The sequence below is a fragment of the Streptomyces cinnamoneus genome (assembly GCF_002939475.1).
GTDB lineage: Bacteria > Actinomycetota > Actinomycetes > Streptomycetales > Streptomycetaceae > Streptomyces > Streptomyces cinnamoneus_A.
The window spans coordinates 3145185-3171988 of the sequence record NZ_PKFQ01000001.1; the positions used below are offsets into that span (position 1 = coordinate 3145185).

The 26804-nt window shown below is 72.9% G+C and carries 24 protein-coding genes; 9 read left to right on the plus strand and 15 right to left on the minus strand.

Going from position 1 to position 26804, the window contains the following annotated elements:
- Window positions 1-26: 26 nt before the first annotated feature.
- On the plus strand, window positions 27-266 hold the full coding sequence (locus tag CYQ11_RS13580; protein ID WP_099199395.1) for a hypothetical protein: 240 nt from the start codon (window positions 27-29) through the stop codon (window positions 264-266).
- A gap of 6 nt (window positions 267-272) precedes the next feature.
- Here the strand turns inward: CYQ11_RS13580 and CYQ11_RS13585 are convergent, their stop codons facing one another.
- From CYQ11_RS13585 to CYQ11_RS13640, 12 genes are all read right to left on the minus strand, one after another.
- Complete coding sequence (locus CYQ11_RS13585; protein WP_099199394.1) at window positions 273-686, minus strand: nuclear transport factor 2 family protein; 414 nt, start codon at window positions 684-686, stop codon at window positions 273-275.
- Between the two features lie 84 nt (window positions 687-770).
- A complete protein-coding gene (gene htpX / locus CYQ11_RS13590) occupies window positions 771-1634 on the minus strand; it encodes a zinc metalloprotease HtpX (protein WP_099199393.1) in 864 nt (287 codons plus the stop codon).
- 141 nt (window positions 1635-1775) lie between these two features.
- Window positions 1776-3317, minus strand: coding sequence for an NADH-quinone oxidoreductase subunit N (locus CYQ11_RS13595; RefSeq protein ID WP_099199392.1), 1542 nt, complete (start codon window positions 3315-3317; stop codon window positions 1776-1778).
- Window positions 3317-4864, minus strand: coding sequence for a complex I subunit 4 family protein (locus CYQ11_RS13600; protein ID WP_099199703.1), 1548 nt, complete (start codon window positions 4862-4864; stop codon window positions 3317-3319). The genes CYQ11_RS13595 and CYQ11_RS13600 overlap by 1 nt, the downstream gene beginning before the upstream one ends.
- Window positions 4865-4881: 17 nt before the next feature.
- Complete coding sequence (locus tag CYQ11_RS13605; protein ID WP_099199391.1) at window positions 4882-6873, minus strand: NADH-quinone oxidoreductase subunit 5 family protein; 1992 nt, start codon at window positions 6871-6873, stop codon at window positions 4882-4884.
- A complete protein-coding gene (gene nuoK, locus CYQ11_RS13610) occupies window positions 6870-7235 on the minus strand; it encodes an NADH-quinone oxidoreductase subunit NuoK (protein WP_099199390.1) in 366 nt (121 codons plus the stop codon). Before nuoK ends, CYQ11_RS13605 begins: the two co-directional genes overlap by 4 nt.
- Window positions 7235-7828 carry an NADH-quinone oxidoreductase subunit J family protein gene (locus tag CYQ11_RS13615; protein ID WP_099199389.1) on the minus strand — a complete coding sequence of 198 codons (594 nt, stop codon included), beginning with the start codon at window positions 7826-7828 and terminating at the stop codon, window positions 7235-7237. The genes nuoK and CYQ11_RS13615 overlap by 1 nt, the downstream gene beginning before the upstream one ends.
- Window positions 7825-8322 carry a 4Fe-4S binding protein gene (locus CYQ11_RS13620; protein ID WP_099197766.1) on the minus strand — a complete coding sequence of 166 codons (498 nt, stop codon included), beginning with the start codon at window positions 8320-8322 and terminating at the stop codon, window positions 7825-7827. Before CYQ11_RS13620 ends, CYQ11_RS13615 begins: the two co-directional genes overlap by 4 nt.
- 53 nt (window positions 8323-8375) lie before the next feature.
- Window positions 8376-9344, minus strand: a complete 969-nt coding sequence (locus CYQ11_RS13625; protein WP_099199388.1) for a complex I subunit 1/NuoH family protein — start codon at window positions 9342-9344, stop codon at window positions 8376-8378.
- Window positions 9341-10648 carry an NADH-quinone oxidoreductase subunit C gene (locus tag CYQ11_RS13630; protein WP_099199387.1) on the minus strand — a complete coding sequence of 436 codons (1308 nt, stop codon included), beginning with the start codon at window positions 10646-10648 and terminating at the stop codon, window positions 9341-9343. Before CYQ11_RS13630 ends, CYQ11_RS13625 begins: the two co-directional genes overlap by 4 nt.
- A complete protein-coding gene (locus tag CYQ11_RS13635; RefSeq protein ID WP_099199386.1) occupies window positions 10645-11262 on the minus strand; it encodes an NADH-quinone oxidoreductase subunit B in 618 nt (205 codons plus the stop codon). Before CYQ11_RS13635 ends, CYQ11_RS13630 begins: the two co-directional genes overlap by 4 nt.
- Window positions 11253-11669: an NADH-quinone oxidoreductase subunit A gene (locus CYQ11_RS13640; RefSeq protein WP_099199385.1), complete on the minus strand. Its 417-nt coding sequence runs from the start codon at window positions 11667-11669 to the stop codon at window positions 11253-11255. The genes CYQ11_RS13635 and CYQ11_RS13640 overlap by 10 nt, the downstream gene beginning before the upstream one ends.
- 173 nt (window positions 11670-11842) lie before the next feature.
- On the opposite strand from CYQ11_RS13640, the gene CYQ11_RS13645 reads away from it, so the two are divergent.
- The 8 genes from CYQ11_RS13645 to CYQ11_RS13680 all read left to right on the plus strand — a co-directional run bounded on the left by CYQ11_RS13645 (window position 11843) and on the right by CYQ11_RS13680 (window position 23483).
- Window positions 11843-13066 carry a sensor histidine kinase gene (locus CYQ11_RS13645; protein WP_099199384.1) on the plus strand — a complete coding sequence of 408 codons (1224 nt, stop codon included), beginning with the start codon at window positions 11843-11845 and terminating at the stop codon, window positions 13064-13066.
- 178 nt (window positions 13067-13244) lie between these two features.
- Window positions 13245-14582: a sensor histidine kinase gene (locus tag CYQ11_RS13650; protein WP_099199383.1), complete on the plus strand. Its 1338-nt coding sequence runs from the start codon at window positions 13245-13247 to the stop codon at window positions 14580-14582.
- A 159-nt stretch (window positions 14583-14741) separates the two neighbouring features.
- Window positions 14742-15401: a LuxR C-terminal-related transcriptional regulator gene (locus CYQ11_RS13655; RefSeq protein WP_279382118.1), complete on the plus strand. Its 660-nt coding sequence runs from the start codon at window positions 14742-14744 to the stop codon at window positions 15399-15401.
- A gap of 335 nt (window positions 15402-15736) precedes the next feature.
- Window positions 15737-17701 carry a 2-oxoacid:acceptor oxidoreductase subunit alpha gene (locus tag CYQ11_RS13660; RefSeq protein ID WP_099199382.1) on the plus strand — a complete coding sequence of 655 codons (1965 nt, stop codon included), beginning with the start codon at window positions 15737-15739 and terminating at the stop codon, window positions 17699-17701.
- The gene (locus tag CYQ11_RS13665) at window positions 17694-18776 is read left to right on the plus strand and encodes a 2-oxoacid:ferredoxin oxidoreductase subunit beta (protein ID WP_099199381.1); all 1083 of its coding nucleotides are present in this window, start codon (window positions 17694-17696) and stop codon (window positions 18774-18776) included. The genes CYQ11_RS13660 and CYQ11_RS13665 overlap by 8 nt, the downstream gene beginning before the upstream one ends.
- Before the next feature lie 112 nt (window positions 18777-18888).
- On the plus strand, window positions 18889-20910 hold the full coding sequence (locus CYQ11_RS13670; RefSeq protein WP_099199380.1) for an APC family permease: 2022 nt from the start codon (window positions 18889-18891) through the stop codon (window positions 20908-20910).
- Window positions 20911-21000: 90 nt separating this feature from the next.
- A complete protein-coding gene (rarD, locus tag CYQ11_RS13675) occupies window positions 21001-21993 on the plus strand; it encodes an EamA family transporter RarD (protein WP_240003412.1) in 993 nt (330 codons plus the stop codon).
- A gap of 110 nt (window positions 21994-22103) precedes the next feature.
- Window positions 22104-23483 carry a M28 family metallopeptidase gene (locus CYQ11_RS13680; protein ID WP_099199378.1) on the plus strand — a complete coding sequence of 460 codons (1380 nt, stop codon included), beginning with the start codon at window positions 22104-22106 and terminating at the stop codon, window positions 23481-23483.
- A gap of 48 nt (window positions 23484-23531) precedes the next feature.
- Here CYQ11_RS13680 and CYQ11_RS13685 read toward each other — a convergent pair whose 3' ends face one another.
- From CYQ11_RS13685 to CYQ11_RS13695, 3 genes are read right to left on the minus strand one after another with little or no spacing between them, the layout of a single operon-like run.
- A complete protein-coding gene (locus CYQ11_RS13685) occupies window positions 23532-24401 on the minus strand; it encodes an ABC transporter permease (RefSeq protein ID WP_099199377.1) in 870 nt (289 codons plus the stop codon).
- A complete protein-coding gene (locus CYQ11_RS13690; protein ID WP_099199376.1) occupies window positions 24388-25347 on the minus strand; it encodes an ABC transporter ATP-binding protein in 960 nt (319 codons plus the stop codon). Before CYQ11_RS13690 ends, CYQ11_RS13685 begins: the two co-directional genes overlap by 14 nt.
- A gap of 20 nt (window positions 25348-25367) precedes the next feature.
- Window positions 25368-26663, minus strand: coding sequence for a LolA family protein (locus CYQ11_RS13695; protein WP_099199375.1), 1296 nt, complete (start codon window positions 26661-26663; stop codon window positions 25368-25370).
- Between the last annotated feature and the right edge of the window lie 141 nt (window positions 26664-26804).

Below are 26804 nucleotides of genomic sequence, written 5' to 3' on the forward strand. Positions count from 1 at the left end.
CCGCGCGGACAGGACGAGGACATCCCATGCCACTTGCGCAGCACACGCACCACATCGTGGGGACCGCCGCCGCGGCCCTGATCGTCGCCGCGTCGGGCGCACTCGGCGGCGGCGTCGCGGCAGCCGCCGGGCCGGGCGACACCGACGTCAGGGAGTGCCTCGACAAGGGCGGCGCGGTCACGCTGGAACGGGAGGGCGGCCGGCTGACGCCCGTGGTCAAGAAGGTCTGCACGGGCGGCTCGCTCGACGGCCAGCCCATCGGCTAGGAGCGCTCAGGAGGCCTCGCACGCCGCCGCGACCGCGAGGCTGTCCTCGTAGACGTGGAAGCGCGTGATCAGGCCGTCCTCGACCGTCAGCCGCATCGCGAAGGGCACCCGGAAGGACTTGCCGGTGAACCGGACGGTCCCGGCCAGCCAGCCCGTCAGGACCGCTTCCGCGCCGTCCACGACGAACGACTCGACGCTGTTGCCCTCGTCCGGCGCCACTCCGGCGGCCAGGTCGCGCCAGTGGTCTGCCACGTCCGCGCGCGTGGAGCGCGGCCGGATCCACGGGACGGCCGGGTTCTCGGCGATCAGCCAGTCGACCGTGCCGGCGAACAGGGCGGCCGTGCGCTCCGGGTCGCCCTCCAACCGGCGGGCCAGGAATTCCTCGACTGTCGCGCGCGTGCTCACGCTGCTGTTCGTCATGCCCCGATCCTGCGCGAGGGCGGCGCGGCGGTCGATTACCCCGGAGGTCATGCGCCCCACCGGTCACGAACCGCCCTTGGCGGCTCAGGAGCCGTGGCCCGCCATCCGCTCCAGGCGGCTGATGCGCTCCGTCATCGGCGGGTGCGTGGAGAACAGCTTCGTCATGCCCTCCCCCGCCCGGAACGGGTTCGCGATCATCATGTGGCTCGCCGTCTCCAGGCGCGGCTCCGGCGGCAGCGGCAGGCGCTGCGTGCCAGCTTCCAGCTTGCGCAGGGCGGCGGCCAGGGCGAGGGGGTCACCGGTCAGCCGGGCGCCGGAGGCGTCGGCCTCGTACTCGCGGGACCGGCTGACGGCGAGCTGGATGAGGGAGGCCGCGACGGGGCCGAGGAGCATGATCATGATCATGCCGAAGATCCCCGGGCCCTCGTCGTCGTCGGAGCGGCCGAAGGGGATCAGCCAGGCGAAGTTCACCAGGAACATCACCACCGAGGCGAGGGCGCCCGCGACGGAGGAGATGAGGATGTCGCGGTTGTAGACGTGGCTCAGCTCGTGGCCGATGACGCCGCGCAGCTCGCGCTCGTCGAGCAGGCGCAGGATGCCCTCGGTGCAGCAGACCGCGGCGTTGCGCGGGTTGCGGCCCGTGGCGAAGGCGTTGGGGGCCTCGGTCGGGGAGATGTACAGCCGGGGCATGGGCTGCCGCGCGGCCGTGGAGAGCTCGCGCACCATGCGGTAGAGCTGGGGCGCCTCGAACTCGCTCACGGGCCGGGCCCGCATCGCGCGCAGGGCCAGCTTGTCGCTGTTCCAGTAGGCGTAGGCGTTGGTGCCGAGCGCCACCAGGACCGCGACGATCAGGCCGGTGCGCCCGAAGACGCTGCCGATGACGATGATGAGCGCGGACAGCCCTCCGAGGAGGACGGCGGTCCTGAGCCCGTTGTGCCGGCGGTGCACGGTACGCCCTCCAGACGGTGCGGCGGGGGACCCCTTGAACCAGTGGAACCTTTCGAACTGGTCAACGCCAGATGAGTGCCGCTAGTTCCCTTGTGCACGGGGGCCGGGCCGCGCCGACCGGGTGAAACCCTCCCGTACGCCCTACAGCAGCGCCTGCGAGGCGAAGCGCAGGACCAGCTGCGGGGCGCCGGAGAGGGCCACGCCCAGGACGGCGGCCAGGGCGATGGCCGTCGCGAGCGGCGCCGGCACGCGCGGCGCCGGCTCGGCGGGGGCTTCGGCCGCGCCTTCCGCGGCGCCCTCCGCCGTGCCCTCCGGGCTGCGGAAGAGGACCGCCGTCCACTGGAGGTAGTAGTACAGCGCGATCACGACGTTGACGGCCATGACCACCGCCAGCCAGCCCAGCCCCGCGTCGACGGCCGCCGAGAAGACGGTGACCTTGGCGAAGAGGCCGATGATCCCCGGCGGCAGACCCGCCAGACACAGCAGGAAGAAGCCCTGGGCGAGGGCGGCGGCGGGCCGGCGGGCGTACAGGCCGCGGTAGTCGTCGATCCGGTTGGCCGGGCTCGTACGGGCCACCAGCGCGGCGACGGCGAAGGCGCCGAGGTTCACGGCCGCGTACATCAGGGCGTAGGCGACGGTGGAGCCGATGGCGCGCCCGGGGTCGTCGGCGTAGCCCGCCGCGGCGATGGGGACGAGCAGGTAACCCGCCTGGCCCACGGAGGACCAGGCCAGCAGGCGTACGGCGCTGTGCTCGCGGTCCGGGCGCTGCCGCAGCGCGGCGACGTTGCCGGCGGTCATGGTGAGGGCGGCGAGGACGGCCAGGGCCGGGCCCCACACGTCGGCGTAGGAGGGGAAGGCGACGACGGCGACGAGGATGACGCCGGTGAAGCCGACCGCCTTGCCGACGACCGACAGGTAGGCGGCGATCGGCAGCGGCGCGCCCACATAGGTGTCGGGCACCCAGAAGTGGAAGGGGACGGCCGCGGTCTTGAAGGCGAAGCCGACGAGCGTGAGGGCCACGCCCGCCTGCGCCAGCGTGGCCAGGCGCGGGTCCACGCCCGTGAGGCCGTCCGCGACCTCCGTCAGGTGCAGGGTGCCGGTGGCCGCGTAGACGAAGCTGACGCCGAGCAGCGTGACGGCCGTCGCGGTGACGGAGGAGAGGAAGAACTTCAGCGCCGCCTCGGAGGAGCGGCGGTCGCCGCGTCGCAGGCCGACGAGGGCGAACGCGGGCAGCGAGGCCACTTCGAGGGCCACGACGAGCGTCGCGAGGTCGCGGGAGGCGGGCAGCAGGGCGGCACCGGCGGCCGAGGACAGCAGCAGGAACCAGAACTCCCCGGCGGGAAGTCCGAGGTCGGCGATCGCGCTGACGGACAGCAGCGCGGTCAGCAGGGCGCCGCCGAGCACCAGGAACTGGATGACCAGCGTGAAGTGGTCGGCCGCGTAGCTGCAGGCGTGGCCGCTCGTGCCGGGCCCCGTCAGACAGAACGTCGAACGGTCACCGCCCAGCAGCGGCAGCAGCGAGAGCCCGGCCAGCACGAGGCCCCCGACGGCGATCCGGCCGAGGAGCGGCTTGCGCTCCTCGGGCAGGAACAGGTCGGCGACGAGGATCACCAGCGCCACGACGGCCGTGACGGTGGGCGGGGCGATGGCGAGCCAGTCGACGGACTGGACCAGGGAGCCCATCAGTTGCCTCCTGCGAGGAGCTGCTGAACGGCCGGGTCGGTGAGGCCGAGGAGGGCCGCGGGCCAGAGTCCGGCGAGAACGGTGAGGGCGACGAGCGGAGTCCAGGCGGCGAACTCGTAGGTCCGGACGTCGGCGAGGGCGGGGGTCTCGTCCCGCTTCTCCCCCATGCACACCCGGCGGACCACGACCAGCATGTACGCCGCCGTCAGCAGCGTGCCGAGGCCGGCGAGGGCCATGAAGGTGAGGAAGGCGGGGCGGCTGAGGCCGTCGGCGGGGCGGAACGAGGCGAACATCGCGAGCATCTCGCCCCAGAATCCGGCGAGCCCGGGCAGCCCCAGCGAGGCGACCGCGCCGAAGGCCAGCAGGCCGCCGAGGCGTGGGGCCCGGCCGTAGAGGGCGGCGCCCGTGAGGCCGGAGAGGCGGTCGAGGTCGCTGGTGCCGTAGCGGTCCTTGAGGGCGCCGACGAGGAAGAAGAGGAGGCCGGTGATGAGGCCGTGGGCGATGTTGGCGAACAGCGCGCCGTTCACACCCGTCGGGGTCAGCGTCGCGATGCCCAGCAGCACGAAGCCCATGTGGCCGACGGAGGAGTAGGCGATCAGGCGCTTGAGGTCGCCGCCCGCGCCGCGGCGGGCGAGGGCGAGGCAGACCAGGGAGCCGTAGACGATGCCGACGGCCGCGAAGGCGGCGAGGTAGGGCGCGAAGGTGTGGACGCCGTCGGGCGTCACCGGCAGGAGGATGCGGACGAACCCGTAGGTGCCCATCTTCAGCAGCACACCGGCGAGGAGCACCGAGCCGGCGGTCGGGGCGGCGGTGTGGGCGTCGGGCAGCCAGCTGTGCAGGGGCCACATCGGGGCCTTGACGGCCAGTCCGACGCCGATGGCCAGGACCGCGACGACCTGGGTGGTGTGGCTGAGGTTCGACCCGTTGTCAGTGGCGAGTGCCACCATGTCGAACGTGCCGCCCTTGATGCCGATGAGGAGGAGGCCGAGCAGCATCACGACGGAGCCGAGCAGCGTGTAGAGGATGAAGCGCCAGGCGGCGCGCTCGCGGCCCTCACCGCCCCAGCGGGCGATGAGGAAGTACATCGGGATGAGGACCATCTCGAAGGCGAGGAAGAACAGCATCAGGTCGAGGACGGCGAAGGACGCGAGGGTGCCGGACTCGAGCACGAGCAGCAGCGCGACGAACGCCTTGGGAGACGGGCCCGCGGGCGTTTTGAAGTAGCTGTACAGCGCGCAGAGGAAGGTCAGCAGCGCGGTCAGGACGAGGAGGGGGAGCGAGATGCCGTCCACGCCGAGGTGGATGCGGATGCCGAGGGCCGGGATCCAGCTGATGTCGGTGGTCGCCTGCATCCGCGCCGGCCGGTCGTGGTCGAAGCCGGCGGCGAGGGCGACGGACAGCGCGAGGACGGCGCCGGTGACGGTGACGCCGTGGCGGAGCACGGCCTGGTCCGGGTTCTTGCCCTTCAGCCCGGGCGGGGCCGGGAGCAGGCCGGCGACGGCGCCGGCGAGGGGGAGGACGACGATCGCAGCGAGGAGGATCTGCAGGACGCTGTGACTCACGGTCAGGCTCCGGTGGCGACGAGAACGGCGGCGACGGCCAGCACGACGGAGCCTGCGAGCAGGGCGCCGAGGTAGGTCTGCACATTGCCGGTCTGGGCCCGGCGCACGGCGGCGCCGAGCAGGCGGGGGGCGGTGCCGGCACCGCGCACGTAGGCGTCGACGACCTCGCGGTCGAGGAAGCGTACGAGCCGGGCGGCGCCACGCGTGGGCCGGACGAAGAGCGCGGAGTACACGGCGTCGAGGTGGAAGCCGGTGACCGCGTGGCGGTGCAGGGGGCCCAGGAGGACCCGGCCGGGGTCGGCGGGGTCCGGGGCGCCCGCGATACCGCCGTAGGCGGCCTCGTGGGTGGCGATGGTCTCTTCCTCGGAGACGTAGGGGGCGGCCTCCGGGTCCGCGGCGACGGCGCCGAGCGGGGTGCGGGCCGCGGCGGCGCTCGTCTGCCGCCACGCGGCGTACATCACGAGCAGGCCGGCGAGGGCGCAGCCGGTGGAGAGGACGGAGGTGGTGAGCGCGGGGGTCAGCGAGCGCCCGTCGAACCAGCGGGGCAGCTTCCAGGCGGCCAAGCCCAGGGCGACGGTCGGCAGGAACAGCACCCACAGCACCCCGTTCATGGCCAGCGGCTCGCGGCCGTGGTCGGGGGCCTCGGTGCCCTTGCCGTGGAAGGCCAGCAGCCACAGCCGGGTGGCGTAGGCGGCGGTGAGGAGGGCGGTGAGCAACCCGGCGACGAGGACGGTCCAGCCGACCGCGCCCGGGATGCCGGGGCTGTGGCCGGTGGCGGCGTGCTCGGCGGCGCCGAGGACGGCCTCCTTGGAGAAGAAGCCGCTGAACGGGGGGATGGCGGCGAGCGCCAGGAGGGCGACGGTCATCGTCCAGTAGGCGTCGGGGACGCGCCGCGCGAGCCCCTTCATCCGGGCCATGGCGGCCAGGGAGTTCGTACCGGCGGCGTGGATGATCACGCCCGCCCCGAGGAAGAGGAGCGCCTTGAACGCGCCGTGCGAGATGAGGTGGAAGACGGCGGCCCCGCGGTCGCCGACGGCCAGGGCTCCGGTCATGTAGCCGAGCTGGCCGACGGTCGAGTAGGCGAGGACGCGCTTGACGTCGTCCTGGGCGAGCGCGGCGAGCGCCGAGCCGACCATCGTGACGGCGGCCATCACGGCCAGGACGACGAGGGCCGCCGCCGAGGCGGTGAAGACGGGGAGGAGACGGGCGACGAGGTAGACGCCGGCCGCGACCATCGTCGCGGCGTGGATCAGCGCGGACACCGGCGTGGGGCCGGCCATCGCGTCGGGCAGCCACGTGTGCAGGGGGAACTGCGCGGACTTGCCCGCGACGCCGGCGAGGAGCAGCAGCGCCACGAGGGTGGGGTGCTGGATGTCGCCGGCGACGGCGGCGCTGAGGATGCCGTTGATCCGGAACGTTCCGGCGTCGGCGGCGAGCGCGAAGACGCCGATCAGGAAGGGCACGTCGCCGAGCTTGGTGACCAGGAACGCCTTGAGCGAGGCGGCGCGGGCGGCCTCGGTCTCCCAGTAGTGGCCGACGAGGAAGTACGAGCAGATGCCCATGATCTCCCAGCCGACCAGCAGCACCATCAGGTCGCCGGAGTAGACGACGAGCAGCATGGCGGAGGTGAAGAGGGAGACGAGCGCGGCGTAGGAGGGGTAGCGCGGATCGTCGCGCAGGTAGGCGGTCGAGTACAGCTGCACACAGGTGGCGACGACGCCGACGAGCACGGCGACCAGGACGGCGAAGCCGTCGAGGTGCAGGGCGAGGTCGATCGGCACGGACCCGGTGGGGGTGAGCCGCGTGGCGGCGTCGAGGGCCTCGCCGCCGCCCTGCCGCCAGGCCACGGCCACCGCGAGCACGGCGGACAGGGCGGTGGGCAGCACGGCGAGGGGCCGCACGAAACCGGGGCCGCGGCGGCCGGCCATGAGGCCGGCGACGGCGCCGAGGAAGGGCAGCAGGGGGACGAGAACGGCGGTGGTCGTGGTGCTCACGCGGCGGCCTCGGCCTTCTCGTCGCGGTCTGCGGATGCGGTTCCGGGGGCGGGGGTGTCCTCGTTCAGGTCGCGCAGGCGGTCGACGTCGGCGGTGCCGCGGTTGCGGTACACGAGCAGGACGATCGCCAGGCCGATGCCGATCTCGGCGGCGGCGATGGCGATGGTGAAGAGGGTGAGCGCCTGGCCGGCGTGGAGCGTGTCGCGCAGCCACACGTCGAAGGCGACGAGGTTGAGGTTGACGGCGTTGAGCATCAGCTCGACGGACATCAGCACGAGGATCGCGTTGCGCCGGGCGAGCACGCCGTAGAGGCCCACGCAGAACAGGAGGGCGGCGAGGACGGCGGCGTAGACGAGGTGCATCAGCGCTGCTCCCCTTCTCGGTTCCCCTTGCGGGAGAGGACGATCGCGCCGACGAGCGCGGCGAGCAGCAGCACGGACAGCGCCTCGAACGGCAGCACCCAGTGCCGGAAGAGGATCTCTCCGGTGACCTCGGTGGAGCCCTGGGGCGAGCCCCGCAGGTCGATCCAGGTGGTGCGGAAGGCGTCGACGACCACCCAGACGAGCGAGGCCGCCGCGGCGACGGCCACGGCGAGCGCGGCCCAGCGGTTGCCCGAGTCGGCGTCCGGGGAGCGGCCGATGGGGGCCCTGGTGAGCATCAGCCCGAAGAGGAGGAGCACCACGACGGAGCCGACGTAGATCAGCACCTGGACCCAGGCGATGAACTCCGCCGACAGCAGCAGGTACTCCACGGCGAGCCCGCCGAGGGCCACCACCAGCCACAGGGCGGCGTGCACCAGCTGCTTGGTGGTGACGGTCACGAGGGCCGCGCCGAGGGTGACGACGCCGACCAGGAGGAAGACGACCTCGACCCCCGACGGGGAGAGGAAGCCGTGCGTCTGGGCGGCGGCGAGCGCGGTGGCGCCGGTGCCGGCGCCGGTTCCGATGCCGGTCATGCCTCTCCTTCCTTCTCCTGCTCCTGGGCCTGCGCGGCCAGCTTCTCGGCGGTCTTGCGGGCCGCCGCGATCTCCTTGGGCTCCTCGGCCGCCGGGTCGAGCGCGGGCGGCTCGGGGACGGTCCACATCCACTCGCGGAGCTTGTCCCGCTCGTGGGTGAGCTCGGCGATGTCGGTCTCGGCGTACTCGAACTCCGGCGACCAGAACAACGCGTCGAAGGGGCACACCTCGATGCAGATGCCGCAGTACATGCAGAGCGAGAAGTCGATCGCGAAGCGGTCGAGGACGTTGCGGCTGCGCTCGCGCCCGCCGGGGGCGGCCGGGGGCATCGTCTCTTTGTGGCTGTCGATGTAGATGCACCAGTCCGGGCACTCGCGGGCGCACAGCATGCAGACCGTGCAGTTCTCCTCGAAGAGCCCGATGACGCCGCGCGTGCGGGGCGGCAGCTGGGGCTGGACCTCGGGGTACTGCGCGGTGCGCGAGCGACGGGTCATGGTGCGCAGGGTGACGGCCAGGCCCTTGGCCAGGCCGGAGCCGGGGACGCCCACTACTGGATCACCACCTTGACGATGCCGGTCAGCGCGATCTGCGCGAGGGCGAGCGGGATGAGGACGGTCCAGGCCAGCTTCTGGAGCTGGTCCTCGCGCAGGCGCGGGTAGCTCACGCGCAGCCAGATCACGACGAAGGCGAGGAGCGCCGTCTTCAGCAGCGTCCACACCCAGCCCAGGCCATCGGCCCCGAGGGGGCCGTGCCAGCCGCCGAGGAAGAGGACGGTCGTCAGACCGCACAGGACGACGATGCCCGCGTACTCGGCGAGGAGGAACATCGCGAAGCGCAGACCGGTGTACTCGGTGTACGCACCGAAGATGATCTCCGAGTCGGCCACGGGCATGTCGAAGGGCGGCCGTTGCAGCTCGGCGAGGCCGGCCGTGAAGAACACCAGGCCGCCGACGATCTGCCACGGCACCCACCACCAGTGGAAGGCGTCGACGATGCCGGGCAGCGACACGGTGCCCGCCGCCATGGCGACGGAGGCCGCGGCCAGCAGCATCGGCAGCTCGTAGGCCAGCAGCTGCGCGGCGGTGCGCAGGCCGCCGAGGAGGGAGAACTTGTTGGCCGACGCCCAGCCGGCCATCAGCGAACCGAGCACGCCCACGCCCATGACGGCCAGGACGTAGAAGATGCCGGCGTCGACGAACTGGCCGACGGCGTTGCCGGGGCCGAAGGGGATCGCGACGAGGACGAGGAGGTAGGGCAGCAGGGCCACAGCGGGGGCGAGCTGGAAGATCCGCCGGTCCGCGTCGGCGGGGACGACGTCCTCCTTCTGCGCGAACTTCACACCGTCCGCGACGAGCTGCGCCCAGCCGTGGAAGCCGCCGGCGTACATCGGCCCGAGCCGGCCCTGCATGTGGGCCATCACCTTGTGCTCGGTCTGCCCGATGGCCAGCGGCAGCACGAGGAAGGCGACGAGGACGGCGAGGAGGCGCAGCACGACGTCGAGAGTGTCGCTGCTCATGCGGGGTCGCCTCCGGCGGGGTTCGTGTCGTCGTGGTCGGGCTCGTCCCCCGGCCGGTCGGCGGGGCGGTCGGCTGCGCGGTCGGCTGCGCCGGGCTCCGTCCCGGTCGCGGGCTCGGGCTTCGGCTCAGGCTTCGGCTCCGTGCCGGGCTCCGTCCCGGTCGCGGGCTCGGGCTTCGGCTCAGGCTTCGGCTCCGTGCCGGGCTCAGCCCCGGTCGCGGGCTTGGCCTTCGGCTCGGGTGCCGCCTCCGCTTCCGGCTTCTCGTCGAAGGCCGGGCGGGCGTGGTGCCACGGGGCGTCGGACGAGCGCGGGGCCGGGCGGGGACGGGTGGGTCCGGTCTCGTCGGTGGCGGGTTGCTGGCTCGCCGAACCCTCGCTCGCGCTCCGCGCACGACGCGGCGCCGGCGCGGCACCCTCCGCCTGACTCGCCGAACCCTCGCTCACGCTACGCGTACGACGCGGGGCAGGCGCCTCCGACGGGACCTGACTCGCCGAACCCTCCGCCGCGCTCCGCGCACGACGCGGCGCCGGCGCGGCACCCTCCGCCTGACTCGCCGAACCCTCGCTCACGCTGCGGGCGCGGCGGACCGGGCGGTCGCCGGCGGCTCGGGGGGTGCGGGCAGGGCGGGCCGGGGCCGGGGGGAGCTGGCCCTTGAGGGGGCCCCACTCGTTGGGGTCGGGGACACCCGGCGGCAGCATCTGGCGGCGCTTGGGGCCGCCCTCCGCCGGCTCGCCCGGCTCCTTCGCGCCCGGCCACGCCTTGACCACGCGCGCGGCCAGGACGAAGTCCTTGCGCAGCGGGTGGCCCTCGAAGCTGTCGGGGAGCAGGAGCGGCACCAGGTGCGGGTGGCCGGGGAAGTCGATGCCGAACATCTCGTGCGTCTCGCGCTCGTGCCAGGCCGCCCCGGCGTAGACGTCCACGGCGGTGGGCAGCGCGGGGGCCTCGTGCGGCACGGTGGTGCGCACCAGCAGGCGGCGCACGCCCTGTCGGCCCCCGGGTCCGGGCAGCGCGGCGACGTGCGCGCTCACGCGGAAGCCCGTACCGGGCTCGTCGACCGCGCTCAGCCAGTCGAAGAACGTGCAGCCGACGACGTCGCGCGCCGTTTCGAGCGCGGAGAGCCACGCCTGCGCGGGCACGTCGACCGTGAGCAGGTCGTACGCCTCCTCGGCGGTCGCGCCCTCGCCGAACAGCTCGACGACGCCGCGCGGCAGCCAGCCCACGGGCACCTCGGGCGCCGGCTCCGGTGTCGGCTCGGGCGTCACCTCGGCCGGCTGCTCGGGCGTCGGCTCGGTCGGCTCGCTCATCGCTCCGTCTCCCCGGAGTCCTGCGTGGCGCCCGGCGCCGGCGGGGGGCTCACCAGGCCGCTGCGGAGCTCCGCGACCGAGGCCCGGCCGCCCCCGGCGGAGCCGTAGCGCTCGCCGAGCGACTCCTGCGCGATCTTCTCCTGAAGCTTGATGATCCCCTGGAGCAGCGCCTCCGGCCGCGGCGGGCAGCCGGGCACGTACACGTCCACGGGAATGATCTGGTCGACGCCCTTGGTCACCGAGTACGAGTCCCAGTAGGGCCCGCCGCAGTTCGAGCAGGCGCCGAAGGAGATCACGTACTTCGGCTCGGGCATCTGCTCGTACAGCCGCTTCACGGCGGGCGCCATCTTGTCCGTCACCGTGCCGGAGACGATCATGAGGTCGGCCTGGCGGGGGCCCGGCGCGAAGGGGATGACGCCGAGGCGGATGAAGTCGTGCCGCGCCATCGAGGCCGCGATGAACTCGATCGCGCAGCAGGCCAGCCCGAAGTTGAAGACCCACAGGCTGTAGCGGCGGCCCCAGTTCAGGACGACCTTCATCGGCTCGGGGGCCAGCCGGGCCAGCGGACCGAGCCGGCGGGGCTCGGGAAGGTCGACGGACGGTGTCACGTCCATTCCAGGACGCCCTTCTTCCATGCGTACAACAGGCCCACGGCGAGGAAGCCGAGGAAGATGAACATCTCCACGAGCGTCGCTCCGCCGAAGCCCGGCGCGGCGAACACCGTCGCCCAGGGGAACAGGAAGATCGAGTCCACCGCGAAGATCACGTAGAGGAAGGCGTAGACGTAGTAGCGCACCTGGGTGTGCGCCCAGCCCTCGCCGACCGGGTCCACGCCGCACTCGTACGTCAGCAGCTTCTCTGGCGTCGGCACCACCGGCCGCAGCAGTCGCCCGGCCGTGAAGGCGACGGCGACGAAGAGCACGCCGACGACGGCGAGCACTCCGACCACCGCATAGCCGTGGAAGTAGTCCGCCGCGAGCTGGACATCGGCGCTACTGGTGCGCACGGTTGCCTCCGGCACGTCCGCCCCTCGCTCCCTGTCCTGTTTGTTCGACGATCTGTACGCACGCGAGTCTAGGCCCTGCCGACGCCCGGGTGAGCAGCGCTGTCCGGCCGGAGGTGGGGATATCCCCACCCACCGGCACCCACGACCCCCATGGCGGCGCCCCGCCCGGCCGGGGCAGGCTTGGGCGTATGACCGCCAGCAGTCCCAGCAGTTCCGCCACCGAGACCGCATACGACCCGGGGTACGGCCACGGCCTCGACGACGGGGACCGGCTGCCGCCGGCCCGTGTCGCCTACGGCCGCCGGACCTGGCGGGAGGTGGCCCACCTGCTGCTGAACCTCCCGGAGGGCCTCGGCGGCTTCGTCTACGTCTCGCTGTGGCTGTACGCGGGCATCGCCCTGTCCGTCACCGTGGTGGGCCTGCCCCTGCTGGCCGTGGGACTGATGGGCGCCAGGGTGCTGGGCCGGCTGGAGCGGGGCCGGGCGCGCGCCCTGCTGGGCGTGCGGATCGACGAGCCAAGCCCGCTGGTGCGGCACCGCACGGAGAAGGGCTTCTTCCCGTGGCTGTGGGCGACGCTGAAGGACCCGGTGGCGTGGCGCAGCACGCTGTACGCGTTCATACGATTGCCATGGGGTGTTCTCACGTTCGCCATCACCCTCGTCGCCCTCTTCGTCGCCTGGCCGGTTCTGGGCCACCTCGCCCGCGCCCTGACCAACGCCGACCGCGCGATGGTGCGCGGGCTGCTGTGCCCGTCGAGCGAGCTGGAGCGCCGGGTCGCGGAGCTGGAGGAGGACCGCGGCGTGGTCGTGGACACCGCCGCCGCCGACCTGCGCCGCATCGAGCGGGACCTCCACGACGGCGCCCAGGCCCGCCTCGTCGCCCTCGCCATGGGGCTCGGCCTCGCGAAGGAGAAGCTGCTTGAGGACCCCGACGCCGCCGCCAAGATGGTCGACGAGGCCCACGGCGAGGTGAAGCTCGCCCTCCAGGAACTGCGCGACCTCGCCCGCGGCATCCACCCCGCCGTCCTCACCGACCGCGGCCTGGACGCCGCCCTGTCGTCGGTGGCGGCGCGCTGCACCGTGCCCGTGAAGGTGGCGGTGGACCTGCCGGCCCGTCCCGCGCCCGCGATCGAGGGCATCGCCTACTTCACCGTCTCCGAGCTGCTCCAGAACATCAGCAAGCACAGCCAGGCCCGCACGGCCGAGGTCGAGCTGTGGCGCAGGGACGACCGGCTGCTGATCCAGGTCCGTGACGACGGCCGCGGCGGCGCCTCCACCGCCGGCGGCAGCGGCCTGGCGGGCCTCGCCGAGCGGCTGCGCTCGGTCGACGGCCTGTTCGAGGTCGTCTCGCCGGTGGGCGGCCCGACCACGGTGACGGCCGAGCTGCCGTGGCGGAACCGCACGGCCCACTAGTCGCCACCCCTCCGGGGGTGGGGACAGCCCCACCCCCGGGACACCGACCCGCCGCATAGTCCCGCGGCCCCTCGCGCACCGATCCTGGGGACAGGGCGGCGAAGAGCGCGCCGGCGCCCGGAGCACGGCACCGCGCAGACGCCCGAGAGCGGACGACGAGGACGAGGACGACGAGGACATGGCCATCGACTACGGATCCCACGCCCCCGAGGCGCCCCGGTCGCACAAGGTGCCCGCCGTGCTGCGCGCGCCGTTGGAGGGCCGCACCTGGCGCGAGTTCCTGTACCTGCTGCTCGGCATGCCGATCGCGGTCTGCACGTTCGCGTACGCCGTCACCCTGACCGCGGCCGGCGTGGGCCTGCTCATCACCTTCCTCGGCGTGCCGCTGCTGGCCGCCACGCTCGTCGGCGCCCGCGGGCTGGGCGTCCTGGAGCGCGCCCGGGCCCGGGCGCTGCTGCGGCTGGAGGTCGCCGAGCCCGAGCCGGTGCGCACGCGGTCGCGGGACGGCCGGGCCGGCCTGATGGCCTGGGTGGGGGCGGTCCTCAAGAGCGGGACGTCCTGGCGTCACCTGCTCTACATGGTGCTGTACCTGCCGTGGGCGCTCTTCGCGTTCGTCGTCTCGTTGGTGCTGTGGTCGGTCTCCTGGACGGTGTTCCTGTACCCGCTGTGGAAGTGGGTGCTCCCGACGTACGGCGACCAGCCGGGCATCCAGCTGTACGGGGACGACGACGGCCGCACCTGGTACCTGGACAGCCCCTTCGAGGTCGGGGCCGCCTCGGCCCTCGGCCTGGTGCTGGTGCTGGGCACCCCCTGGGTGATCCGGGGCCTGACGCAGGTGGACCGGCTGCTCGTGTCGGGGCTGCTGGGCCCGTCGCGGCTGGCGGAGCGGATGTGGGAGCTGGAGGAGGACCGCGGGGTGGTCGTGGACACCGCCGCCGCCGACCTGCGCCGCATCGAGCGCGACCTCCACGACGGCGCCCAGGCCCGCCTCGTCGCCCTCGCCATGGACCTGGGGCTCGCCAAGGAGAAGCTGCTCGAGGACCCCGACGCCGCCGCCAAGATGGTCGACGAGGCCCACGGCGAGGTGAAGCTCGCCCTCCAGGAACTGCGCGACCTCGCCCGCGGCATCCACCCCGCGATCCTCACCGACCGCGGTCTCGGCCCGGCCCTGTCCGCCCTCGCCGCCCGCTGCACCGTGCCGGTGACGACCGAGGTGGACCTGCCGACGCGACCGGCCGCCGCGATCGAGGGCATCGCCTACTTCACCGTCTCCGAGCTGCTCCAGAACATCAGCAAGCACAGCCAGGCCCGCACGGCGCGTGTGGACGTGTGGCGTGTGGACAGCCGGCTGATGCTCCAGGTCGGGGACGACGGCCACGGCGGCGCCTCCACCGCCGGCGGCAGCGGACTGGCGGGCCTCGCCGAGCGGCTGCGCTCGGTCGACGGGCTGCTGGTCGTCGACTCCCCGCAGGGCGGCCCGACCACCGTGACGGCGGAGCTGCCCTGGCGGGCCTGACCGCGCGGCCACCGTCCCCCGGCTCGCCGCGCCACCCCCTCGACCCGGCCTCGGAGCGCACCGTTCCGAGGCCGGATGCTGCGATGCTGGGAGGGTTCACGCATCGATCAGGCGCACGGGCGCCGAGGGGGCCGGAGAATCGTGATCGTGGAGGACAGGGTGCGGGTGGTCATCGCCGAGGACTCGGTACTGCTTCGGGAGGGCCTGACCCGGCTGCTGACCGACCGCGGCCACGAGGTCGTCGCGGGGGTCGGCGACGGCGAGGCGCTGATCAAGGCGGTCGGGGACCTCGCGTCCGGCGACGCCCTGCCGGACGTGGTGGTCGCGGACGTGCGGATGCCCCCGACCCACACCGACGAGGGTGTGCGGGCCGCGGTGCGGCTGCGGCGCGACCACCCGGAGCTGGGGGTGCTGGTGCTGTCCCAGTACGTCGAGGAGCAGTACGCGACGGAGCTGCTGGCGGGCAGCAGCCGGGGCGTCGGCTATCTGCTGAAGGACCGGGTCGCCGAGGTGCGCGAGTTCGTCGACGCGGTGGTCCGGGTGGCCCGCGGCGGCACGGCGCTGGACCCCGAGGTCGTCGCCCAGCTGCTCGGCCGCAGCCGCAAGCAGGACGTGCTGGCCGGCCTCACCCCGCGCGAGCGGGAGGTCCTGGGTCTGATGGCCGAGGGACGCACCAACTCCGCCATCGCCCGGCAGCTGGTCGTCAGCGACGGGGCGGTGGAGAAGCACGTCAGCAACATCTTCCTCAAGCTGGGCCTGTCGCCGAGCGACGGCGACCACCGGCGCGTGCTCGCGGTGCTGACGTACCTGAGGTCGTAGCCGGCCCTCCGGCCGCCCGGCGTGCGGCCTGCCGCACGGCGCGCCCGCCCGGTCCGGGCACCGCCGCCCTCAGGTCGCACCGACGCGACGCGCGTCCTACGGCCTAGAACAAAAGGACGAGCCGCACGAACGGAACGGGAACGGGAACGGGGCCTTCGAAGTGGGGGCCCAGGGGGGTGCAAGACCATGACGAACAAGGGCATAACGGGGTTACCGGCTGCCGTTGACTCCGTGATCCATCCCGGGAAGGCTCCCCTCGCCCACGTACGATGGCCGAGGGAACGCCGGTCGGCGCCACCGAATGCGCGGCGCCGCCATGAGGGAGGTCCGAAGCAGTGACCAGCCAGGTCAGCAGCCCGGCCGAGCAGGCCGATCCAGCCGCACAGCGCGGCGAGACCGAGCTCCACGACAGTCTCGCCGGCCGACCATCCCCCGCCGGGGGCACCAAGGAGGTGCGCCGGCTGGACCGGGTGATCATCCGGTTCGCGGGCGACTCCGGTGACGGCATGCAGCTCACGGGTGACCGGTTCACATCCGAGACGGCATCGTTCGGCAACGACCTGTCGACGCTGCCGAACTTCCCCGCCGAGATCCGGGCCCCCGCCGGGACCCTGCCGGGCGTGTCGTCGTTCCAGCTGCACTTCGCGGACCACGACATCCTCACGCCCGGCGACGCGCCGAACGTCCTGGTGGCCATGAACCCGGCCGCGCTGAAGGCGAACATCGGCGACGTCCCGCCCGGCGCGGAGATCATCGTGAACACCGACGAGTTCGCCAAGCGCCCGATGGCGAAGGTCGGTTACGCCACCTCGCCGCTGGAGGACGGCTCGCTGGACGCCTACAACGTCCACCCCGTCCCGCTGACGACGCTGACGATCGAGGCGCTCAAGGAGTTCGGGCTCTCCCGCAAGGAGGCCGAGCGCAGCAAGAACATGTTCGCGCTGGGCCTGCTGTCGTGGATGTACCACCGTCCGACGGACTCGACGGAGGCGTTCCTGCGGAAGAAGTTCGCCAAGAAGCCGCAGATCGCCGAGGCGAACGTGGCGGCGTTCCGGGCCGGCTGGAACTTCGGCGAGACGACCGAGGACTTCGCGGTCTCCTACGAGGTCGCCCCGGCCACGTCCGCCTTCCCGCCGGGCACCTACCGCAACATCTCCGGGAACCTGGCGCTGTCCTACGGCCTCGTCGCCGCCGCGCGCCAGGCGGACCTGCCGCTCTACCTGGGCTCGTACCCGATCACCCCGGCGTCCGACATCCTGCACGAGCTGTCGAAGCACAAGAACTTCGGCGTGCGCACCTTCCAGGCCGAGGACGAGATCGCCGGCATCGGCGCGGCGCTGGGCGCCGCGTTCGGCGGCGCGCTGGCGGTGACCACCACGTCCGGGCCGGGCGTGGCGCTGAAGTCCGAGACCATCGGCCTCGCCGTCAGCCTGGAACTGCCGCTGCTCGTCGTCGACATCCAGCGCGGCGGCCCCTCGACCGGCCTGCCGACGAAGACGGAGCAGGCCGACCTGCTCCAGGCGATGTACGGGCGCAACGGCGAGGCCCCGGTGCCGATCGTGGCCCCGCGCACGCCCGCGGACTGCTTCGACGCGGCCCTGGACGCGGCCCGCATCGCCCTGACCTACCGGACGCCGGTCTTCCTGCTCTCGGACGGCTACCTGGCCAACGGCTCGGAGCCCTGGCGCGTCCCCGACCCGGACGAACTGCCGGACCTGCGGGTGCGCTTCGCCACCGGCCCCAACCACACGCTCGCGGACGGCACCGAGGTCTTCTGGCCGTACCTGCGCGACCCGCACACCCTGGCCCGGCCGTGGGCGGTGCCCGGCACGCCGGGCCTGGAGCACCGCATCGGCGGCATCGAGAAGCAGGACGGCACGGGCAACATCTCCTACGACCCGGCCAACCACGACTTCATGGTCCGCACCCGCCAGGCCAAGGTCGACGGCGTCGCCGTCCCGGACGTCGTCGTGGACGACCCCGGCGGCCTGGCCCGGACCCTGGTCCTGGGCTGGGGCTCGACGTACGGGCCCATCACGGCGGCGGTGCGCCGGGTCCGCGCCGGCGGCGGCACGCTCGCCCAGGCCCACCTGCGCCACCTCAACCCCTTCCCCGCCAACCTCGGCGAGGTGCTGGGGCGTTACGAGACGGTGATCGTGCCCGAGATGAACCTCGGCCAGCTCGCCACCCTGCTGCGGGCGAAGTACCTCACCGACGTCCGCTCCCACACCCAGGTGAGCGGAATGCCGTTCAAGGCCGAGCAGCTCGCGGACGTGTTCAAGGAGGCCACCCATGGCTGAGACGGCAGAGCCGACGAAGACCTCGCCGCCGGAGGTGCTTTCCCTCGTGCCCAAGGCGGAGGCCCGGCAGACGGCCAAGGACTTCAAGTCCGACCAGGAGGTGCGCTGGTGCCCCGGCTGCGGCGACTACGCCATCCTGGCCGCCGTCCAGGGCTTCATGCCCGAGCTCGGCCTGGCCAAGGAGAACATCGTCTTCGTCTCCGGCATCGGCTGCTCGTCCCGCTTCCCGTACTACATGAACACCTACGGGATGCACTCCATCCACGGCCGCGCCCCGGCCATCGCGACGGGCCTGGCCACCTCGCGGCAGGACCTGTCGGTGTGGGTGGTCACGGGTGACGGCGACGCCCTGTCCATCGGCGGCAACCACCTCATCCACGCCCTGCGGCGCAACGTCAACCTCAAGATCCTGCTGTTCAACAACCGCATCTACGGCCTGACCAAGGGCCAGTACTCCCCCACCTCCGAGGTCGGCAAGGTCACCAAGTCCACGCCGATGGGATCCCTGGACGCGCCCTTCAACCCCGTCTCGCTCGCGCTCGGCGCGGAGGCGTCGTTCGTGGCGCGCACGGTCGACTCCGACCGCAAGCACCTGACCGAGGTGCTGCGCGCGGCGGCCGCGCACCCGGGGACGGCGCTGGTGGAGATCTACCAGAACTGCAACATCTTCAACGACGGCGCGTTCGAGGTCGTCAAGGACAAGCAGCAGGCCGAGGAGGCGGTCATCCGCCTCGAACACGGGCAGCCCGTCCGCTTCGGCGCGGACGGGGCGAAGGGCGTCGTGCGCGACCGGGCCACCGGCGACCTCAAGGTCGTCGCGGTGACGCCGGAGAACGAGGCCGACGTCCTCGTCCACGACGCGCACGCGGCGACGCCCACCACGGCCTTCGCCCTGTCGCGCCTGGCGGACCCCCAGACGCTGCACCGGACGCCCATCGGCGTCTTCCGCGACGTCAGCCGCCCGGTCTACGACACGCTGATGGCGGACCAGCTGGAGGCCGCCGTCGAGCAGAAGGGCAAGGGCGACCTGGCCGCGCTGCTGGCGGGCAACGACACGTGGACGGTGGTCGGCTAGCGCCGGCCTCCGGTGCACACCGGGCGGGCCGCCTCCGGCCCGCCCGGCGCTTTCCGGTGACACTCCGGGGCGTCTGACGTCGCCGTGGGCGGGCAACCGCTCTGATGTGACTATGGCCGAACGCGATGCCGCACCCCCCGCCGGACACGCCGCGCCCCCGCCCGTCGTCAGCGACCGGCTCGGCTACCGCGTCAAACGGCTGCTGCTCGGCCCGCCGCTGGTCACCGAGCAGCTCACCCGGGAGAAGCTGTCCAACCCGATGGCGCTCGGCGTCCTCGCCTCCGACTGCATCTCCTCGACGGCGTACGGCACCGAGGAGATACTGCGCATCCTGGTCCCGGTCGCCGGGATCGCCGCGTTCAGCCTGCTCATGCCGGTGACCGGCGCGATCCTGCTGGTCCTGGTGCTGCTGACGTTCGCCTACCGCGACGTGGTGAGCGTCTACACCCGTGCCGGCGGCTCGTACGTCGTCGCGCGGGAGAACTTCGGGCCGCGCGTGGCGCAGATCGCGGCCGTCGCCCTGCTCGTCGACTACATCGTCACCGTCGCCGTCCAGACCGCCGCCGGCACCGACGCCCTCATCTCCCTCGCCCACCTCACCGGCAAGGGCTACACCGGCATCGACCACCTCAAGCTCCCCCTCACGGCGGCCGTGGTGGTGGTCCTCATGTACGGCAACCTGCGCGGGATCCGGGAGGCGGGCCGCGCGTTCGCCGCGCCCGCCTACCTGTTCGTCCTCGCGATCGCCCTCGTGCTGGCCGTCGGCCTGGCCCGGGGGCTCACCGGCGGGCTGCCGCGGGCGGACGTCCACGCGGCGGGGGCCGTGCCGCTCGGGTCGTCCGACGGCGGCTTCCTCTACGGGGCGTCGCTGTTCATGGTGCTGCGGGCCTTCGCCAACGGGGGGTCCTCGCTCACCGGCCTGGAGGCGATCTCCAACAGCGTCTCCGCCTTCCGCAGCCCGCAGGGCGTGAACGCCCGGCGCACGCTGACCGTCATGAGCTGCGTCCTGGGCGTCATGGTCCTCGGCGTCTCCGCGCTCGCCCACGTCACCCACGCCGTCCCCTTCGAGGACGGCAACCCGACCGTCATCGCCCAGGAGGCCCACCTGGTCTTCGGCGACGGCTGGGCCGGGACGCTGGGGCTGGTGTACGTGCAGCTCGCCACCGCGCTGGTCCTCTACACGGGTGCGAACACGCCCTTCACCGGTTTCCCCTTCCTGGCCAGCTTCGTGGCCGAGGACCGCTTCCTGCCGCGCCAGCTGACGCGGCGCGGCCACCGGCTCGCCTTCTCGAACGGCATCATCTGCCTCACGGTCGTCTCCCTGGCGCTGGTGCTGGTGACACGGGCGAACGTCGACAAGCTCGTCGCGCTGTACGCCATCGGCGTCTTCACCGGCTTCACCATGGCGGCCTCCGGGATGGCGGCCCACTACTGGCGGCGCCGGGAGAGCCACTGGAAGACGGGGGTGAACCTCACGGCCGCGGTGGTCTCGGCACTGGTCGTGGTGATCTTCGCGATCACGAAGTTCACGGAGGGCGCCTGGCTGGTCGTGGTGGTCTTCCCGCTCGGCGTCTGGGCGCTCATCCGCATCAACCGCGAGTACCGGCAGGAGGCGGAGGCGCTGGAGAACGTGCCGGCGTTCGCGGCGGAACGGCCCCACTGGCGGCGGCACGTGGTGTACGTCCTCGTGGACAGCCTCGACCTCGCCACCATCAAGGCGCTGCAGTACGCGCACGAGCTGCGGGCGGACGAGGTGCGGGCGGTGCACTTCGTCATCGACGAGACGCGGGCGCGGCACCTGACGGCCCGCTGGGACGAGTCGTCCGGCACGATCGTGCCGCTGGAGCTCGTGGACTGCCCGGACCGGCGGCTGCGCCACGCGGTGGCGGCACTGGCCGCCCGGGCCACGGCGGACGGCACGACGGCCCTGACGCTGCTGATCCCGCGCCGTACGTACCGCAACCCGCTGGGCCGGCTGCTGCACCGGGGCACCGCGGAGGAGATGGCCAAGGTGCTGGAGCAGCTGCCGAACGTGGCGGTGACGATCCTCCCGCTGGACGTCACGAGCGCGATCGAACGGCTGCGCGCGGCGCGGGAGGCGGCGGGTGAGTCCTCGGACCACCACGCGCCATGACCGTCATGCGATACGCGCATGACAACCTCCTCGGCGCGGTCTACCGTCGCAAGGTCGTCCTCGAAACCTTGCGCCCCCCGGGAGGGAACCGTGTCTCCGGAGCCAGCACGCAGTGAGACCCGCACAGGACTGCTGTGCGGCGTCGCCGCCTACGGGATCTGGGGGCTCTTCCCCCTCTACTGGCCCCTCCTGGAGCCGACGGACGCGGGCGAGATCCTCGCGCACCGCATGGTGTGGTCGCTGGTCACGGTCGTGGCCGTCCTGGCGGTCACCCGGCGCTGGGCCTGGATACGCCCGCTGCTGCGGGAGCCCCGCAGGCTCGCCCTGGCCGCGCTCGGCGCCACCCTCATCGCCGCGAACTGGTGGGTCTACATCTGGGCCGTGAACGCGGGGCACGTCGTCGAGACGTCCCTGGGGTACTTCATCAACCCCCTCGCGACCATCACCCTCGGCGTCGTCGTGCTGCGCGAGCGGCTGCGCCCCGCCCAGTGGGCGGCGGTGGGCGTCGGCGCGGCCGCCGTCGTCGTGCTGGCCGTCGGCTACGGCAAGCCGCCGTGGATCGCGCTCGCCATCGCGGCGACGTTCAGCACGTACAGCCTCGTCAAGAAGAAGGTCGCCCTCGGCGGTCTGGAGTCGATGGCCGTGGAGACGGCCGTGCAGTTCCTCCCGGCACTCGCCGCGCTGCTCTTCCTGGGCGCGCGGGGCGGCTCCACCTTCGCCTCCGAGGGCACCGGGCACGCCCTGCTCCTGCTGGGCACCGGCGTCATCACCGCGGTGCCGCTGGTGAGCTTCGGAGCCGCGGCCGTGCGGCTGCCGCTGTCCGTGCTCGGCATGCTCCAGTACCTGGCGCCGGTCTTCCAGTTCGCCCTCGGCCTGCTGGTCTTCCACGAGGCGATGCCGGCCGAGCGGTGGGCGGGCTTCGCGCTCGTCTGGCTCGCCCTGGCGGTGCTGACGTGGGACGCGCTGCGTACGGCACGTCACGCGCAGGCGGCGCTGCGTCGCGCCGAGGCCAAGGCGGCAACTGGTAACACAGAAAACACAATTGCCACTCAGGCATCAGAAGTCACAGCTCAGCAGGGCTGACCGTGCGCCCGATATCCGGAAACCGGTACCTGGTGTCCGGAATTCGCCCTTGACGCACCTTCAGGCGGCGCTCAACATCATGGCCACGTCAAATGGAGTTGGAGCCCCCCATGCCTGAACTCACCGGACCAACCCTGCCCACCCCACCCCGAAGAACACGCACCGCCGCCACGTGGCTCGCCACCGGCGCGGCCGTCACCGCCGCCCTGTTCGGCGCGGCCTCCGTCCCGGCGACCGCGGCCCCCACCGCCGCCACCGCCGGGCCGGCCGCCGCCCGTTCCGCCGCCGCGCCCGACATATCCGTGGCCGACGTCAAGGCGCACCTGAACCAGTTGCAGTCCATAGCCACGGCCAACGGCGGCAACCGCGCCCACGGCCGCAGCGGCTACAAGGCGTCCATCGACTACGTCAAGGGCAAGCTGGACGCCGCCGGCTTCACCACGACCGTCCAGCAGTTCACCACGGGCGGTCAGACCGGCTACAACCTGATCGCCGACTGGCCCGGCGGGGACGCGAACCACGTCGTCTTCGCTGGCTCCCACCTCGACTCCGTCACCCGGGGTCCCGGCATCAACGACAACGGCTCCGGATCCGCCGGCATCCTGGAGGTCGCCCTCACCGTCGCCAAGCAGGGCTACAAGCCCGACAAGCACCTGCGCTTCGGCTGGTGGGGCGCGGAGGAGCTGGGCATGATCGGCTCGCAGAACTACGTCCGGCAGCTGCCCGCCGCCGAGCGCGCCAAGATCGACGCCTATCTCAACTTCGACATGATCGGCTCGCCCAACCCCGGCTACTTCGTCTACGACGACGACGCCCGGCTCGAAGGCGTCTTCAAGGACTTCTTCGCCGCCAGGAAGATCGCGACGGAGATCGAGACCGAGGGCGACGGCCGCTCGGACCACGCGCCCTTCAAGGACGCGGGCGTCGCGGTGGGCGGCCTGTTCAGCGGCGCCGACTACACCAAGACGGCGGCGCAGGCCCAGAAGTGGGGCGGTACGGCGGGCCAGCCGTTCGACCGCTGCTACCACTCCTCCTGCGACACCAGCGCGAACATCGACGACACCGCGCTGGACAACAACAGCGACGCGATCGCCCACGCGATCTGGACGCTGAGCGGCGGCGGAGGCACGACCCCGCCGTCCGGCACGAGCTTCGAGAGCAAGAGCCAGGTGGCCATCCCGGACGCGGGCGCGGCCGTCGAGTCCCCCATCACCGTGACCGGCGTCTCGGGCAACGCTCCGTCGGCTCTGAAGGTCGTGGTCGACATCAGGCACAGCTACCGGGGCGACCTGGTGGTCGACCTGGTCGGGCCGAGCGGGAAGACCTACCGGCTGAAGGACTCCAGCGCCAACGACTCGGCGGCGGACGTGAAGACCACCTTCACGGTCGACGCCTCCGGCGAGGTCGCGAACGGCACGTGGAAGCTGCGCGTGCAGGACGTGGCGGCGCAGGACTCCGGCGCGCTGAACAGCTGGAAGCTCACGTTCTGACGGTGACGACCGCGGTGCGGGGTGAGGGTCCTCCCCCACCCCGCATCCTCACGCCGTCACGTCCCGCCCCGTGAAGCCCGCCCACGCCGCCGAGCCGAACACCGCCACGTACCAGCCCTGAAGCTCCAGGTTGCGCAGCAGCTGGTCCCAGGAGACGGGGCTCCGCAGCAGGTCCGCGAAGCTCAGCCAGTAGTGCGGGAAGAGGTACGGCCGCACCGCGTCGAGCTGGGGGAACTGGTCCATGATCTGGACGGCGATCAGCAGCCCCACCGTCGTGGCCATGGCCGCGACGCCGCTGCCCGTGAGCGTGGAGACGAACAGCCCGAGCGCCGCCAGGCCGGTCAGCGACGCCGCCACCAGGCCCGCGATCAGGAGCGCGCGCAGCAGCCCCTCGCCGAACGACACCGTCGTCCCGCTGATCAGCGTCACCTCCCCCACCGGGAAGAGCAGCGCCCCGACCGCCAGTGCCGACGCGGCGACGACCAGCGTGGCCACGAGGCAGAAGGTCACCACGGTGACGTACTTGGCCAGCAGCAGCCGGGTCCGCCCGGCAGGCGCCACCAGGAGGTAGCGCAGCGTCCCGGAGCCGGCCTCGCCCGCGACCGCGTCACCGGCGACGACCCCGACGGCCAGCGGCAGGAAGAACGGCAGCGTGGCGGCGAGGGAGGTGAAGACCAGGAAGAGGCCGTTGTTGGTCACCTGGCCGATGAACGCCGGCCCCTCGGCCGACCCGACCGTTCCGCCGTCACCCGTCTCGACCTTCACCGCGATGCCGACCAGGACCGGGACGGCCGCGAGGACGCCCAGCAGCGCGAGCGTGCGCCAGCGCCGGAAGGTGGTGCCCACCTCGCTGCGCAGGAGCGACAGTCCCAGCCGTCCGGCCACGGCACGCCCCGCGGGGGCCTCAGCCCGCGACATCGAAGCCCTCCCCGGTCAGGGCGACGAAGGCGTCCTCCAGCGAGGCCCGCTCGGCCCCGAAGGCCCGCACCCGCACCCCCGCCCCCACCAGCGCCGCGTTGAGGGCGGCGAGGTCCACCGGGGCCCCCGTGGGCAGTTCGCCGGTGACGCGGTCCTCGGTGACCTGGAGGTCGTTCACTCCGTGCTCCTTCAGGACGCGGACGGCGTCCGTCGTGTCGGCGGTGGTGACGGCCAGCCGGCTCCGGGCGGAGGAGGCCAGCGCGGCGACGGTCCCCTGGGCGAGGAGCCGGCCGCGGGACATGACGGCGGCGTGGGTGCAGACCTGCTCGATCTCGTCGAGGAGGTGGGAGGAGAGGAAGACCGTCGTGCCCTCCGCCGCCAGGGCGCGCACCAGGGCGCGGATCTCGCGCATGCCCTGCGGGTCGAGGCCGTTGGTCGGCTCGTCCAGCACGAGCAGCTCGCGCGGCTGGAGCAGCGCCGCGGCCAGGGCGAGCCGCTGCTTCATCCCGAGGGAGTAGGCACGGGCCTTCTTTCCGGCGGCGGCGGTCAGCCCCACCCGTGCCAGGGCCCGGTCCACCCGCGCCGCACGGGTGCGGGGGTCGGCCGACGGGTCGGCGGCGTCGAACCGCAGGAGGTTGTCACGGCCGGTGAGGAAGCCGTACAGGGCGGGGCCCTCGATGAGGGCGCCCACCCTGGGGAGCACCCGCCCGCCGGCCCGGGGCATCTCCTCGCCGAGCACCCGGGCGGTGCCCGAGGTCGGTGTGACCAGCCCCATGAGCATGCGGATGGTGGTCGTCTTGCCGGAGCCGTTGGGCCCGAGGAAGCCGAAGACGCTGCCGCGCGGCACGGTCAGGTCCAGGCGGTCGACGGCGAGCTGCCCGCCGCGGTAGCGCTTGGTGAGCGCACGGGTGGCGATCACCGGCTGCCCGGCGGGCGGCTCCTCCACGGCGCTTTCCCGGGCCGCCGTTACTTCGCCGCGTTCGCGGCCTTGACCAGCGCGTCCTTGGAGACCGCGCCGACGTAGACCTTGCCGTCGTCCGTCATCAGCGCGTTGATGATCTTGGTGCTGAAGACCCGGCCGGAGCCGAAGTCGCCCGAGACCTTGGAGCCGAAGCCGTCGAGCAGCGCACCGGCGTCGCCCGCGCCCTTGTCCGCGCCCCGGCTCTTGCCCTTGCCGGTGACGGCGCCCTTGTCGAAGCCCTTGCCCGCCTTGATCTCGACGATCGAGGACCAGCCCTTGCCCGAGACGTTCGTCGCCGACCCGTCGCCGCCGGCGCCCAGGAGGCCGCCGGGAAGGCCGAGGCCCTCGGGGAGCTTGCCCTTGTGGTCGCGGTCGGCGCTCTTCCCCCCGGCGCCGGCCTCCGTCACCTTGGCGCCCTTGGGCGGGGTGAAGGAGAACGTGCTCTGCGCGGGCTTGCCGAAGTCGACCTTGGTGAAGCCCGCGTCCACGACGGCCTTGCCGCCGCTCTTCGCGGAGAGGGTGAACCGCAGCGGGACGCCGTTCTTCGCGTCGACCGCGATCCGTACCGCGCCGACGGTCGAGTCGCCCTGCTTGGGCTTGATAGCCAACTGGTAGGCGTCCCGGCCGGCCACCTTCGCCGTGCCGTCGACGGTGACGGCCGTCGTGTCGTCCACGGCGGCCAGGGCCTTCTTGGCCAGCTCCTGCGGCGAGGCGTCGCCGAGGCCCTTGGGCGCCTCGTGCTTCTTCCGCGCCTCGGAGGACGTGGAGTGGTACGCGGTGTTGGTCGCGCTGTCGTACGCCCAGACCTCGGCACCGTTGTGGACCACGGTGTACTCGGCGGCGCGCTCGACGACCGACAGCCGCTGCCTGTCGGGGCCGTCGGCGGCGATCCGCAGCGTGTGGGTGCCGGCGGCGAGCTCGGTGAGCTTGGACTCGGGGGACGGGGCCGGCGCGCCCTCGGCGCCGTCCCGGCCGTGGCCGGCTCCCTTGCCGCCCGTGCCGAACGACATGCCCGACGGCAGGGACGGCAGCCCCAGATCCGTGCTGATCTTGACCGACCCGGATATCCGCTGCGTGTCGGACTGGGCCATCTTGGCTATGAGGTCCTGCGCGCTGATCTTCGGCAGGTCGGGGTCGCCGGTGTTCGCGAGGGCCGACCCGATGCCGATCGTCGCCGCCGCGACGCCGGCCACGGCGACGGGTACCGCGTAGCGGACGGCCTTGCGGCGGCCGGCGCCCCCGGTGGGCGCACCGTCCCCGCCCGTGCCGTCGGTGCCCGGTGTCGGTTGGATCCGTGCCATGTGCTCTACCTCCGTCGTCGGCGGCGGTCTCTCGCGTCGTGCACTCGCCCACACCTAGGCTCATTGTGGCCCGACCGCGCGGTGGTGGCGCAGGAGTCCGGGTTTTCCCCGGAGAAGACGCTTCAATTCCACCAAACCGGC

What these genes read in the sequence shown, in the direction of transcription:
- CYQ11_RS13665 (WP_099199381.1), top strand. Translation starts at nt 17,694, where the DNA reads ATGGCTGAGACGGCAGAGCCGACGAAGACCTCGCCGCCGGAGGTGCTT.
- CYQ11_RS13680 (WP_099199378.1), top strand. Translation starts at nt 22,104, where the DNA reads ATGCCTGAACTCACCGGACCAACCCTGCCCACCCCACCCCGAAGAACA.
- CYQ11_RS13620 (WP_099197766.1), bottom strand. Translation starts at nt 8,322, where the DNA reads ATGACCCGTCGCTCGCGCACCGCGCAGTACCCCGAGGTCCAGCCCCAG.
- CYQ11_RS13595 (WP_099199392.1), bottom strand. Translation starts at nt 3,317, where the DNA reads ATGGGCTCCCTGGTCCAGTCCGTCGACTGGCTCGCCATCGCCCCGCCC.
- CYQ11_RS13695 (WP_099199375.1), bottom strand. Translation starts at nt 26,663, where the DNA reads ATGGCACGGATCCAACCGACACCGGGCACCGACGGCACGGGCGGGGAC.
- CYQ11_RS13635 (WP_099199386.1), bottom strand. Translation starts at nt 11,262, where the DNA reads ATGGACGTGACACCGTCCGTCGACCTTCCCGAGCCCCGCCGGCTCGGT.
- nuoK (WP_099199390.1), bottom strand. Translation starts at nt 7,235, where the DNA reads ATGCACCTCGTCTACGCCGCCGTCCTCGCCGCCCTCCTGTTCTGCGTG.
- CYQ11_RS13615 (WP_099199389.1), bottom strand. Translation starts at nt 7,828, where the DNA reads ATGACCGGCATCGGAACCGGCGCCGGCACCGGCGCCACCGCGCTCGCC.
- CYQ11_RS13585 (WP_099199394.1), bottom strand. Translation starts at nt 686, where the DNA reads ATGACGAACAGCAGCGTGAGCACGCGCGCGACAGTCGAGGAATTCCTG.
- CYQ11_RS13670 (WP_099199380.1), top strand. Translation starts at nt 18,889, where the DNA reads ATGGCCGAACGCGATGCCGCACCCCCCGCCGGACACGCCGCGCCCCCG.
- CYQ11_RS13645 (WP_099199384.1), top strand. Translation starts at nt 11,843, where the DNA reads ATGACCGCCAGCAGTCCCAGCAGTTCCGCCACCGAGACCGCATACGAC.
- CYQ11_RS13650 (WP_099199383.1), top strand. Translation starts at nt 13,245, where the DNA reads ATGGCCATCGACTACGGATCCCACGCCCCCGAGGCGCCCCGGTCGCAC.
- CYQ11_RS13625 (WP_099199388.1), bottom strand. Translation starts at nt 9,344, where the DNA reads ATGAGCAGCGACACTCTCGACGTCGTGCTGCGCCTCCTCGCCGTCCTC.
- CYQ11_RS13630 (WP_099199387.1), bottom strand. Translation starts at nt 10,648, where the DNA reads ATGAGCGAGCCGACCGAGCCGACGCCCGAGCAGCCGGCCGAGGTGACG.
- CYQ11_RS13580 (WP_099199395.1), top strand. Translation starts at nt 27, where the DNA reads ATGCCACTTGCGCAGCACACGCACCACATCGTGGGGACCGCCGCCGCG.
- CYQ11_RS13685 (WP_099199377.1), bottom strand. Translation starts at nt 24,401, where the DNA reads ATGTCGCGGGCTGAGGCCCCCGCGGGGCGTGCCGTGGCCGGACGGCTG.